This window comes from Vibrio penaeicida, from assembly GCF_002933855.1.
Classification (GTDB): domain Bacteria; phylum Pseudomonadota; class Gammaproteobacteria; order Enterobacterales; family Vibrionaceae; genus Vibrio; species Vibrio penaeicida_A.
Genome location: NZ_BFAQ01000064.1, coordinates 1 through 12,894 on the forward strand (window position 1 = coordinate 1; position 12,894 = coordinate 12,894).

Here is a 12,894-nt window from a genome sequence, read left to right on the forward strand (position 1 = left end):
TTATAATATTTTAAAATTTTGAGTTATTGCAAATTAACGTGATATGCATCCAGAATATGTCATCACCCTATTTATTTACGGTAATAATCTGGATTCGTCGGGAAATGTGACTTTTTAACGGACTATTTTTTCTTAAGAAATTTACGTTTAGATAACATATAAACGAAATAATCTTCGTCGATGCCTACACCATTAATCTTTCGCATAAAAAAATGGACGCCTCAGCGTCCATTTTTTGCCAATATCTTACACAATTACTGTGCAATACCACCTTTCGTTAACTTCGCTGGGTCGAGCAGCTTTTGAAGTTCTTCACGTGTTAGATCCGTTTCTTCTTCCGCCACGTCGATAATAGCGCGTTGCTCTTTGTAGGCTTTCTTAGCGACTTCTGCAGCTTTCAAGTAACCGATAACTGGGTTTAGCGCTGTTACTAGAATCGGGTTCTTAGCGAGCGCCACTTGCAAGTTATCTTCACGTACATTGAAGGTCGAGATTGCTTTATCCGCTAATTGAGTAGATGCATTCGCCAATAGCTCGATACTTTGGATAATATTCAACGCGATAACAGGCAACATAACGTTCAATTGGAAGTTACCAGACTGGCCACCCACAGTGATGGTTGCATCGTTACCAATCACTTGTGCTGCTACCATTGCGGCTGCCTCAGGAATAACTGGGTTCACTTTACCCGGCATGATGGAAGAGCCAGGCTGAAGCGCTTGCAGTTCGATTTCCCCCAGGCCAGCTAATGGGCCAGAGTTCATCCAACGAAGATCGTTCGCAATTTTCATGATGGCAACAGCGCCTGTTTTTAGCTGGCCAGACAATCCGACAATCGCATCTTGGCTAGACATGTTGTAGAAGAAGTTTTCACTCGAAACGAACTCTACGCCTGTTGCTGCCGAAATATTCTTTGCAAACAAACCAGCAAATTCTGGAACCGCATTGATGCCAGTACCAACTGCTGTCCCACCCTGAGCTAATGCTTTAACGCGAGGTAATGTTTCTTCAATGCCACGCTGTGCTGAATCAATTTGGAATTTCCAACCACGCAGTTCTTGCGACAAAGTCACTGGCATTGCATCCATTAGGTGAGTACGACCCGTTTTAACGACATGTTCAACGGCGACGGCTTTCTCTTCCGTTTTATCGCTCAAATACTTAAGCGCGGGTAGAAGTTGCTTTTCTGCGGCTAGCGCAGCGCTAACAGCAATAGCGGTAGGAATAACGTCGTTGCTGCTTTGCCCCATGTTCACGTGATCATTTGGGTTTACGTCTTTGCCTACTTTTTGAGAAGCCAGCGTCGAGATCACCTCGTTGGCATTCATGTTTGAACTGGTGCCAGAACCCGTTTGGAACACGTCTACAGGAAACTGTTCCAAGTGCTGACCATCAATGATTTCCTGACAAGCGGATGAAATCGCGTCGGCTACGTCTTGCTCTAGCAGGTTAAGCTCGGCATTACTTTTTGCCGCAGCTTGTTTCACAAACGCTAAAGCCTGAATGAATTTGGCTGGCATGGTGATGCCACTAATTGGAAAGTTGTCTACCGCGCGTTGAGTTTGTGCTTGATACAATGCTGCTTCTGGCACTTGCACTTCGCCCATGCTGTCTTTTTCGATACGGTAAGTGGTCATTCTATTTCCTTTATAGATCGGTAGTGTATTGGATGTTTTGCAGGTCTTTTTGTAGCGAAAGAAAACGCTCGTAGCCCGCTGATGAATGGCAGTAATGCCGTTTTAGCGCAATAAGAGGACCGTGAATTTGATCTAAACAGATTTGCCGTAATGTCCGACAATTGGTGGCGTCATTGATGGTTTCTAGAAGGTTGTAATACACTCTGCGAAGAAACAGTTCTTCCAATAGTGGATTAGCAAAGTCTGTCCCCTTTCCATACCAAGAAGCCAAATTAAGGGTAGCTTGGATGTAGCTAAAAACCACTTCGTGCTCAAACCCGTTTTCTTCGGTATGAAACAGAAAGCGATCTTCAGCTTGATAGAACGTTTGATATAAAAAGGTAGACTCTTTCATGATCGACTCGATTAAACTAAACCTTATTGATAACCATTATCATTCTAATCGAGTCGATGTTTCAATGTTTTTGTCGTTAACTAATCAAATATTGCTGTATGAACGACATATCAGGCTCGATACACAAGCCATGCCCCTTGGGCAAACCGATCATGCCGTCTTTATTTTTAACCTGAGACAGCACATCTAGCGAATGAACAAGCAGGTCTTCTCTGAATCGGTTTGGGGTTGTGTCGTATTCCAACATCGGTTGAACGGGGTGTGCACCACCGGGTAAATCGGGCATGGAAGCAAGAAGGTGAATATTGGTGGCTACAGCAATGGCGGAGCCCCAAACATGGTTAACAACTGGAACAAAATGGCTATGAGCCATGGATAAGACTTTTTGGTACTCCGTTATACCGCCGAGCGCACAGGTTTCAGGTTGCAACAAATCCACGCATTTGTGCTCAATCAAATCACGGAATCCCCACCTCGAAAACTCCGCTTCACCGCCAGCAATACACATGTCCAAATGGGTACATAAGTCCCGATAGCCTTGTTTGTCCTCTGGCGCGACGGGTTCTTCAAACCAACTCACACCTAGCCTCTCTAGCTCTCGCCCTAAAGGCAATGCTTCACGTGTGGTATAGGCGTGGTTGGCATCCACCATGATTTCGATGTCCTTCCCGACGGAACTTCTCACCGCTTCAACTAATTCAACATCTTTTGCCACGCCCATGCCGATTTTCATCTTCATGGCTTTAAAGCCCATCGAAGCGATATTTGCGCTTTCTTTCTCGAACCTTTCTTTTAAGTCCGGTACACGTTGCAACATCATACCGTAGCCGTAAACCGGAATTTCATCTCGAAATGCACCACCGAGTAATTGATACAGCGGCTGCTCATAGAATTTACCTTTAATGTCCCAAAGTGCGATATCTACACCCGAAAGAGACTGCAAAGGCATGCCTTTTTGCCCATGGTCGCGTAGCAAGTTGTACACTTTATGCCAAATCACTTCGTTGTCTAATGGGTTCATCCCTATTATTAATGGCGCAATCACTTGTTCCACAATGGTTTGATTCGCTAGCGCCACTCCACCGCCACCAAACGCTTCGCCGTAGCCCACTAACCCGTTATCCGTTGTGATCTCGATAATATGAGCCGTTCTTTTGGCGTAGTATTGCTGCGAATAACCCAACTCTTCTTCTAGGTCATATTGCAGTACATAACTCTTCACCTTTGTTATTTTCATGGTGACCTCTTTACTTCCTTGTTGTACTGACTCAAATTGCGACAAACATCATCTCGATAGATCAGTCGTCCGAACCAAGCGATGCCACTCGGCGACAAATTCTTTTGCGTTCTTTGCAAATTCACTATGCGGTATACCTGCTCGATAAAGAGCACTGCCTAACCCAAAGCCACTCGCACCAGATTGTCGATATTCCGACATGTTTGAAGGGGTAATTCCACCGACTGGTAACACATTTACATGCTTTGGTAATATGGCTTTCCACGCCTTTAAACCTGTCGCTAAAACTTGTTCAGCGGGAAACAATTTGAGCGCAGTAGCACCAACCTTGAGTGCACCGAAGGCTTCACTTGGCGTCGCGACTCCGGGAATCACCACAAGGTTTTTATTCGCAGCGTACTCAATGAGCTCGGTGTCCATGTGCGGCATTACGATCAATCTGCCCCCTACACTCTCCACTTCGTCAATATCGGTTGTGGTTAACACCGTACCCGCGCCAATAAGGCATTCGTTTCCTAAATCGCTCACCAACATCGAAATGCTTTTAATCGCGTCTGGTGAATTTAGAGGCACTTCGATTATGGAGATGCCTTCATCAACTAATGTTTTTGCGTATTGCAAAACATCGGTTGGGGTGATGCCTCTTAAAATCGCCACCAAGCCGCATTGACTTAGGTACCGATTTAGCTCTGTTGCTTGTTGCTCTGAATCCATGAATGCATCTCCCAAATCCCTTGTGCAGCCGTGTTGCTGTATTGCTTGATGTTCATTTCCGATTTGAAAAACCGCAGCGCCATTCGGTATAGGTCGCACAAGTGCTCATCACCTATCAAAGAAATTTCAGCAGGCAAACCGCCCAATGCCGTTTTCGCTTCCTTGATTTCCGCACCTATCAACAAACCAGAGAGATAGGAGAACCGGTGGGCACTTTCGACTTCTCCGAATAAAACGGCACTTCGGCATGAAAACAGCTCGGACATGATCCCTGCGGCATTCAAACTTGCATTCACACCTTTTAAAAACGAGTCGATGTCGAGCGATTGTTTCTCTTCACTGTATCCAGCGGCAAGTATCGAGTGCTTTCTTAGGAGCGAGTACAACTCTCCCGTCATGTAGGTTTGAAATTCTGCAATCTGAAGGTTTTGAATCAACACCCACTTGCAATGTGTGCCGGGGAGAACGATCCATCCATCGTAAGTTCGTTCCCAACTATTCAGGAAAGGCAGTAACTGCGTTTCTTCCCCCCGCATTAAGTCAATTTGACGTCCTTGATAACTCACACCAGGAATCAAATTCACCAATTGGCAATCTTTGGTGAGGAGCGAATGACCTCCGGCGTGCAGGTCTTCAATGGCACAAGGCGCTTCAACATACGGTACTTCTACCCAACCTATTTTGCTGGTTACCATACCTGTCAGATAGACATGTAAGGCAGGAAAAGCCATCAACCAGTCGTCGACTGCGGCATAAAACACTTGCTCGTAGGTGAGTGTTTTCCCGCCACTTTCAGGTAGCTGAAGTACCCCCCATGGAAAGCTTTTCTCTGCCATAAGGTCGCCCTTATCACTTAGCAGGTAAGCTCGCAGCATGGTTGAACCCCAATCCATCGCTATAACACTGGCTGTGTGCGTTTTCATTCCGATCTGTCCTTAATCCAGTGCTCGCGTAATTCTTTTCACTGCTAAATAGTCGTGCAGAGCTAAGTGCGAGCAATCGCATCCGATACCCGACTGCTTGATCCCTCCATGGGGCAAGTCGATACCATATTTCACGCCATTGATTTGGATTTCGCCAAATCTAAGCTGCGTTGCACAACGCTGGGCTTTCGCTTGATCTTGCGTAAACACATAAGCGGTGAGCCCTGCATCTGTGTCATTAGCATGATCCAGTACTTCCGCTTCATTTTCAAACTCATAGATTGAGACAACGGGGCCAAAAATTTCTTCTTGGTACATTCGCATCTCACTATTCAAATTGGTTAACACGGTTGGCATGTAGAAGTGACCCGTGTTTATCGAATCCGGCTTATTTCCGCCATACAACAAAGCCGCGCCCTTAATGACGGCATCTTGCACCAGCTCATCCACCCTTTTTAGAGCTTGCGCATCTATAAGCGGTCCCATTTCATTGTCACTTTGAAGCCCGTAACCGACCTTAACCGCCTTCGCTCTTTCGACGACTTTAGATGCAAATTCACTCGCGACACTTTTTTGAACAAATACACGGTTTGGAGTAACGCAGATTTGCCCGCAATTACCAAACTTGACCGCACACACAATATCGGCAGCGAGATCCAAGTCGGAATCGGCAAACACCAGCACAGGCGCATTCCCTCCTAATTCCATTGAATACCGCTTAATAGAGGTAGAACCCGTTTTCATAATGTGTCGACCCGTTGCTATCGAGCCTATCAGCGTTAGCATGGACGGAATGGTTGAAGCTGAAAGCGCATCACCTACTTCTGCGTCATCGCCACACACAACGTTTACTACTCCAGCAGGAAGACCAATATCGTGGCACAGCTTTCCAACTAAATACGCAGACATGGGTGACTTTAACGAAGGCTTGATAACAATAGGGCAACCTGACGCCATAGCCGGACCAATCTTGAACGCAAGATTCAGTAGCGGGAAGTTCCATGCGAGAAACGCCGCTACAACACCAACAGGTTCATGGACCAATTCGTGGCTATGTGTTCCCTCTTTATCGAGAAGAGAATCGGGACGAAATCTTGATATTTCTTCTGCATAGAACGCGAGGCTGTTTACCAAAGATTCAAAATCCTCTTGCGTCCCTGCCCAGTTTTTCCCCATTTCTAATTGAATGGCTTCTCGAAGTGCCGTTTCATTTTCAATCACCGCATCTCGCAATTTGTTCATCCAATGAACACGCTCTGAAATGGGGGTGGTCGACCATGTAGCAAAAGCTTTTTCCGCTGCTTCAAGAGCGTGATTCGCATCGGATGCATTAGCCTTTGCTATCGAGCCCGTCACTTCTAGAGTCGCTGGGTTTACCACGTCGTAAACGGATTCGGTTGTGACCAGATCGCCACCAATGTACATAGGTAAAGTGTTCATGCTTTTCTCCTAAAACGGTTTGGTGTCTGAAGACAAATCTAGCCAGTCAACTTCAGCCTGAGACAGTGTAAGAGACGCGGCGTGCAAAGAGGTTTTTACTTGTTCGGGCGTTTCTGCACCATTAAGTGCAATCACAGGAAACGGTTGATTGAGCACATAGGCCAATGCCATTTCAAACATGTTGAGATCTTTAATTGAAGCAAGCTCTGTCGCGCGTTTTTTCCTTTCGAAATTGGCATCGGAATAGAAAACACGCACCAAATCTTCATCACTGGTATCGTTAACGTCGCCTTTAGCAAAGAACCCTCTCCCCAATGCAGACCAAGCAACGAGTGGGAAGTCATGTCGAGTAAACCACTGTTTGTCGCTTTCTGAAGTCACAACCGTATCTGGCCAAAATGGCTCGTTGGCTTTCGCTAGGGAGAAATGAGGGCTTGAACTCATCATTTCTGCTTTGCCATTGGCCCGTGCATAATCAATGGCTTCTTGGATCCGTTCTGTACTCCAATTCGATGCGCCATAAGCACGGATACGTCCTTTTTTTACTTCCGCGTCAAGTGCATCCACAAGCGGTCCAACGGGTTGAGTAAGGTCATCACGATGGAACATCCAAATATCGAGATAATCGGTTTTTAACCTTGCTAGAGATCCATCAATGGCACGGTGAACCGATTCTGGGTTCACTTTTGCCCCTCCCGGATGAAGAGGTGCACAGTAGCCAGTTATCAAACCCTTGGTCGCGAGCACAATCTTTTCACGCTTATCTGGGTTGGCTTCTAACCAATCTCCAATCACCATTTCTGAATAACCGTGTTCTTCGACTGCGCCGTATACTTCCGCGGTATCCACGTATGTACCGCCATTTTCAACAAATGCATCCAACAAACTGAAATCGCGATCCTTCGAATCAGGGTGGAAAATCATTGTCCCTAGCCCAATAGCCGAAACAGGCTTATTGATGGATTTTAATGAGTACGTTTTCATCGTCATTATTCCTTATGAACAGTTGAGATCTTTAAGAGAGCAAACACGTCTTAAGACCTATAAACGAATGAGAGAATTAGGTTTTTCCTGTCTTCCTTGAAAGAGCATCAATCGAGACAGCAATTAATAGGATTGCGCCGGAGAACATCAACTTATCCGCTGCGCTGGCACCTGAGAGGTCGAGTCCATTCCCTAAAGACCCAATCACAAGCGCACCTAAAATGGCATTCCACACACTGCCTCGACCACCGAAAAGCGAAGTACCACCAATAACAGCTGCGCCTATTGCATCCAACAAAAGTGGACCACCTGCGAAGGCATTAAACGACACAGACGCATAGCGAGAAGCACCGACAATTCCAGCCAGTGCCGCCATTAAACCCGTAATGGCAAATGCGGCGATTTTGATTTGGTTTAGCGATATGCCGACTCGTCTTGCCGATTCCGGATTACCACCAACCGCAAACAATGCTCGACCAAATGGGGTGGATGTTGTGATCCACGCGAATAGTAAGCTGATTCCAAATAAGATGAGCACCACCAACGGGACACCTTTGTAGCTATTGAGCGTCATAACCGCAGCTCCAGCTAGTACCGCAAAAAATAGGATTTTTCCGGCGATACCCGAGACAGCATCTTGCTCCAATCCCATTTTCTCTCGCTGCCGATATTCACGAGTGGCGAACAAGATAATTAGGAGAATGCCTGATGCAACAATCGCCCACCCAAGCCAATCTGGAAGGCTTGTTGTGGTAATACCGCGGATAAATGGGTCGCGTACGTTTATTGCCCCATGAATGCCCAAAATTTTAAGCATCAAGCCCTGAAAGCCTAGTAAACCGGCCAGTGTTACCACAAAGGAAGGGATTCCAATATAGGCGACCAAGCTGCCTTGAAACATACTTAAGACAACACCCGCTCCAATAGCTGCCAAGCATGCCAGCGGTGCAGGTATACCCAAATTGGTTGTCAATACCGCTAGAATGGCGGCGCAAACACCGGCGGTAGCTGCAACCGATAAATCAATATCACCCAATAGCAAAAGTATCGTGATACCCACCGCCAAAATGCCTACAACGGAACTTTGCATGAAGAGAAAATAAAAGTTTCGAGCACTTAAGAAAGCCGGCTCCGTGATGCCGAAATACGTCCAAATGGCGAATAAGGCAAATAATACGGGCACAAAATTGCCAAATTTGGAGCTTCTGAGTTTATTAAATAAGTTCATACTTTGAGAAGATTTAGCCGACATGCTTCACCTCCTCTTCATGACCGCGAGTCATCGCGACAACGATTTCGTCAGGATTGGTTTCATGAGTGTTGTAGACGCCAATATTCTCTCCGTGGCGCATGACCGTGATTCGATCGCACACTTCAAAAATGTCGGACAAGTTATGTGAGATGTACACAACAGCATGATTGGTTTCACGCAGTCTTTTCACTACATCGAGCACTTGTCGAGTTTGGGCGACGCCTAATGCGGCAGTGGGTTCATCCAATAGCACCACACTCGAATCCGCGCCGACTGCACGTGCAATTGCGATGGCCTGTCTTTGCCCGCCAGACAATACTTCCACTTTAGCCCGAACGGATTTTAGTGTTTTCACTTGAAGCTGACCTACCGCTTTAAGCGCTTTTTTCTCCATTTGGAGGTGATCCAATGGTTTTAACGCTCTTGGTAGCCAATTTAACCAACCGCTATCGATAACGGGTTCGCTACCGAGTGACAAGTTTGCGGCCACATCTAAATTTTCGCACAAAGCCAAATCTTGATAGACAATCTGAATCCCGAGTTTATTTGCACTTTGAGGCGAATCGACAGTGACATTTTTGCCATCGACAAAGAACTCGCCGTGGTCGGCAATATAAGCACCAGCAAGGGTTTTCATTAATGTCGATTTACCCGCACCGTTGTCGCCAACCAGTGCCATGACTTCCCCTCGCTGAACTTCAAAATGCACATCTTTAAGTGCTTCCACACTACCAAATGATTTCCAAATTCCGGAAACTTTCAAATGAGGGACAACTGAGTCTTGTTCCATTGGCACTCCTCGCCTTTCTTCGTCCATGTTTTTCATTCGCTGTGCCGACAGCAAGATAACGTCGGCACAGTATTTACACGTTGTAAATCTATCTACATGTCATAGACCTTTATTAGAAAAAGGTTTAATTGCAGAGATAGCTCTATTTACAGAAACGTGTTTTAGCGGCTTCACCCTGACACACATCCGATTTTTCAATCGAAGGGTCATTGTCGATAACGTATGCCACGCCGTTTTCACCCACTACGGAATAGTGCTCGACAGGAACGAAAGATACGTCCGCGTTTACGCCATTTTTTACGGTTCCTGATGTCAGAGACTCCACACTTTGACCATTGAGAAGCTTGTCGACAACTTGTGCCGTCACACCCGCCATTTTGTCGAAAGGTCGCCATACTGATTGTGTTTGTTGCTCAAGCAAAATCAACTGGAGCGCTTGCACTGTTGCGTCTAACCCACTAACAGGAACATTCCCAGACATGCCTTGCTCTTCCAATGAAGCGATGGCCGCCGCCGCATTGCCATCATTCGAAGACACAACACCCTGAACGTTGTTGTCCAACTTAGTCAGCGCTTGGTCCATTGAACGACGTGCAATCGCTGGGTCCCAACCTTGCGTCCAGTTTTCATACCCCAGCTTTCTTTCACCAGAATCGAACAAAGGTTGAAGCACATTCATTTGCCCTTTAAAGATCACCGCCGCATTCGGATCAGTCGGTGAACCTTTCAGCATCACTAAGGTGTCACCTTTATTGGTGTTATCTACAATATGTTGAGCTTGCGATTCACCTGTTTTTTCCATAGATGCTTGAATCCAAAAGCTGGTGTTTTCTGAATGAATCATTCGGTCGTACGCGATAGTAGGTACGGATGATTCCGCTGCAGAGTCGGCAATGATCGCCGCTGATTCTCCGTCAATTGGGATAACAACCAACACTTTCGCGCCACGCGTTAACGCTTGCTCTGCTTGACGCTGCTGGGTGGCTGTATCGTTGTTGGCGTTAAACACTTCTACTTTTGTCTCTGGCGATATGTTTTTCATCGCTTCTACAAAAAAGTGTGCATCTTGGCTTTCCCAGCGTGGGTTTACGTTTTCTGGTAGTAGCATTGCGACAAAATCTTCTGCCAGTACGGGTGTGCTGGTCATCGCTATGGCAGACGCGAAGGTCGCCATTGTTAGCATCGCTTTTGTTTTCACGTTCCTAATCATGTTTTACTCCTGCTGTTCATTTCCCTTTGTTACAGCCCAATCGCTCTATATTCGAAGAGCGAACCTTTTCTCTTTGCTAGTTTCTATTTCCTAGTCGTTCACTGAGATTTTCCATCTAACCTTTCTTTAAGCCGGTCACTGGCATCCACCAGCAAGTTCAGCATTCGGTTTTTCGCTTCTTCCCCTTCACCTTTCGCAATCAGTTCATAAACTTCACGGTGAAAGGGAATGGATGATTCGTTTTCTCTTGGGTCGGTATTGGTCATTCGAATACTGCTAAGGAGTGCAGAAAAAATAATGCCCTCTAAGGCACCTAAAAACTCATTGTGTGTGGCTCTTAATATTGAGCGATGAAATTGCGCGTCAGCAAAAACGAAATCTTCCGTAGAGCTGGTTTCTTTTTCCATCGCTTCTATGGCGTGTTTAATGTTTTGCAAATCTTCTTCTGTCGCGCGTTGGGCTGCCCAAAACGCGGCTTGAGGTTCGAATATCACTCGCACTTCCATTAACTGTGCGAGAAATTCGTCGGTCGGTGGTGTGGCTTGGTACCATGCCAGTACATCATCATCTAGCAGCCCCCAATCGTTTCTTGATCGTACTTTTGTCCCGATCCCTCTTCTTACCTCTAATAGCCCTTTGCCGACTAAAATCTTAATCGCGTCCCGCACACTTGAACGGCTAACTTGATACCTCTCAGCCAATGCGCCTTCTTCTTCTAATAGATCACCTGGCTTATATAGCCCTGAAACCACTCTTCGTCCTATCTCGCGCGCCACTTGACTGGCTAGACTTGGGGTTAAGCCCGCTATTTGTTTTAAATTGTAGTAAGAAAGCTCATTCATATGATGACCTTAAACATCTGATGTTTGCGTTGATGTTATTAATGCATTTGTTTATTTTTTGATCGAGTGAATTTTATACACGAAATGCTCACTTCTTAACCTTGAAACATCAGTCTCAATATTGAAGCAAAAAGAATAAGGGATTTGATGAGTAGCCAAGATCCGCATTATGGAGGCGATACAACGAGGGAATATTGAAAAAAAGAAGCGCAGCCAAGTTAAGCTGCGCAAAGGTTTGGAGAAATTTTAGAATACTTTGAGTACTTTGAATAAGAAGTGAGGTGAGGCGATCTCACCCATCAAAAAGCAATCTGTTACCTCGATTTCAGGAAACTTACTGCTCCCATTACAGACACCACAATCAGTCCAGCGATGAATCCAGCCAAGCCATTAAGTAAGGTTGGCAGAAAACCGTTTATAAACGGGATAGACGGGATAGACGAAATGATGGTTTCAATTAAGTGATGAATTACAGGAACACCATGAACCACAATGCCTCCGCCCACCAAAAACATCGCAAGTGTGCCAACTATCGTAAGCATATGCATGAGTTTTGGTGCAAACGCGACAAGGCCATCACCAATGGCAGTAACAACTCCATCACCCTGCCCTTTTTCTTGCAGATAGAAGCCAAGATCGTCAAGTTTGACAATACCAGCGACTAAACCATAAACGCCGATTGTCATCAATAAGGCAATCACACTCACGACCAATACCTGAGTAGTAAATACTTGGTTTTGTACGGTTCCTAGCGCAATCACGATGATTTCTGCGGACAAAATAAAATCGGTACGAATCGCACCTGTAATTTTCTTTTTCTCGTACTCTTCTATGTTTTCAACGTGCTCTGAGATTGAAGCGGGTTCGTCTTCTTCCTCTGGTACGTGAAACATTTTCTCTAACACCTTTTCTGTTCCTTCAAAGCACAGAAAAAGCCCACCTATTAATAAAAGAGGGGTAATTAGCCATGGAGCAACGGAACTGATCAGCAGTGCTGATGGTACTAAAATGAGCTTATTTTTGAACGAACCTTTAGCAACAGACCACACCACAGGGATTTCTCTGTCGGCACGAACGCCCGATACTTGCTGAGCATTCAGGGCGAGATCGTCCCCTAATACCCCAGCGGTTTTCTTTGCAGCGACTTTTGACATCACAGCGACATCATCTAAAACCGTAGCAATATCATCCAACAACGTTAAAAGACTTAATCCAGCCATATAATCCTTCTGAATAGCAACGACATCTAATAAAATACGCGGCGATCCAACTTTGAGCTTTCTCTACCACGTCAAAACAAAGTTCAAATTGAAACTTTAAGAAACACATTATAACACTTTGTTACACTTCAAAATATCAGTTTTTGAAGCTATTTTTCTATTGTGTTTTCTTAATTAACAAACAGTTACCGTACTATTACCGTTTTATTCTGGACCAATTTGGTGTTTTTTTCCGCGCTAGACATGGTGGA

12 protein-coding genes are annotated in these 12,894 nt (G+C 45.5%); all 12 read right to left on the minus strand.

Annotated features, from left to right (window positions below):
• Positions 1-254: 254 nt before the first annotated feature.
• Positions 255-1,637, minus strand: coding sequence for a class II fumarate hydratase (locus tag VPNCDNU1_RS27475; protein ID WP_104403332.1), 1,383 nt, complete (start codon positions 1,635-1,637; stop codon positions 255-257).
• A gap of 10 nt (positions 1,638-1,647) precedes the next feature.
• The gene (locus VPNCDNU1_RS27480) at positions 1,648-2,031 is read right to left on the minus strand and encodes a hypothetical protein (protein ID WP_101114396.1); all 384 of its coding nucleotides are present in this window, start codon (positions 2,029-2,031) and stop codon (positions 1,648-1,650) included.
• 76 nt (positions 2,032-2,107) lie between these two features.
• Positions 2,108-3,268: a mandelate racemase/muconate lactonizing enzyme family protein gene (locus VPNCDNU1_RS27485; RefSeq protein ID WP_104403333.1), complete on the minus strand. Its 1,161-nt coding sequence runs from the start codon at positions 3,266-3,268 to the stop codon at positions 2,108-2,110.
• Positions 3,269-3,316: 48 nt separating this feature from the next.
• Positions 3,317-3,982, minus strand: coding sequence for a 2-dehydro-3-deoxy-6-phosphogalactonate aldolase (locus VPNCDNU1_RS27490; protein WP_104403334.1), 666 nt, complete (start codon positions 3,980-3,982; stop codon positions 3,317-3,319).
• Positions 3,952-4,905, minus strand: coding sequence for a 2-dehydro-3-deoxygalactonokinase (locus tag VPNCDNU1_RS27495; protein WP_104403335.1), 954 nt, complete (start codon positions 4,903-4,905; stop codon positions 3,952-3,954). The genes VPNCDNU1_RS27490 and VPNCDNU1_RS27495 overlap by 31 nt, the downstream gene beginning before the upstream one ends.
• 12 nt (positions 4,906-4,917) lie before the next feature.
• Positions 4,918-6,345, minus strand: a complete 1,428-nt coding sequence (locus tag VPNCDNU1_RS27500) for an NAD-dependent succinate-semialdehyde dehydrogenase (RefSeq protein ID WP_104403336.1) — start codon at positions 6,343-6,345, stop codon at positions 4,918-4,920.
• A 9-nt stretch (positions 6,346-6,354) separates the two neighbouring features.
• A complete protein-coding gene (locus VPNCDNU1_RS27505) occupies positions 6,355-7,329 on the minus strand; it encodes an aldo/keto reductase (protein WP_104403337.1) in 975 nt (324 codons plus the stop codon).
• 76 nt (positions 7,330-7,405) lie between these two features.
• A complete protein-coding gene (locus VPNCDNU1_RS27510; protein ID WP_104403338.1) occupies positions 7,406-8,581 on the minus strand; it encodes a sugar ABC transporter permease in 1,176 nt (391 codons plus the stop codon).
• Positions 8,571-9,371: an ATP-binding cassette domain-containing protein gene (locus VPNCDNU1_RS27515; RefSeq protein WP_104403339.1), complete on the minus strand. Its 801-nt coding sequence runs from the start codon at positions 9,369-9,371 to the stop codon at positions 8,571-8,573. Before VPNCDNU1_RS27515 ends, VPNCDNU1_RS27510 begins: the two co-directional genes overlap by 11 nt.
• Before the next feature lie 142 nt (positions 9,372-9,513).
• Positions 9,514-10,581 (minus strand): ABC transporter substrate-binding protein, encoded by a 1,068-nt coding sequence (locus VPNCDNU1_RS27520; protein WP_104403340.1) that lies wholly within the window; start codon positions 10,579-10,581, stop codon positions 9,514-9,516.
• Between the two features lie 98 nt (positions 10,582-10,679).
• Entirely contained in the window at positions 10,680-11,423 is a 744-nt protein-coding gene (locus VPNCDNU1_RS27525) for a FadR/GntR family transcriptional regulator (protein WP_101114387.1), read from the minus strand.
• Positions 11,424-11,737: 314 nt separating this feature from the next.
• Complete coding sequence (locus VPNCDNU1_RS27530) at positions 11,738-12,643, minus strand: DUF808 domain-containing protein (protein ID WP_104403341.1); 906 nt, start codon at positions 12,641-12,643, stop codon at positions 11,738-11,740.
• Positions 12,644-12,894 lie beyond the last annotated feature (251 nt).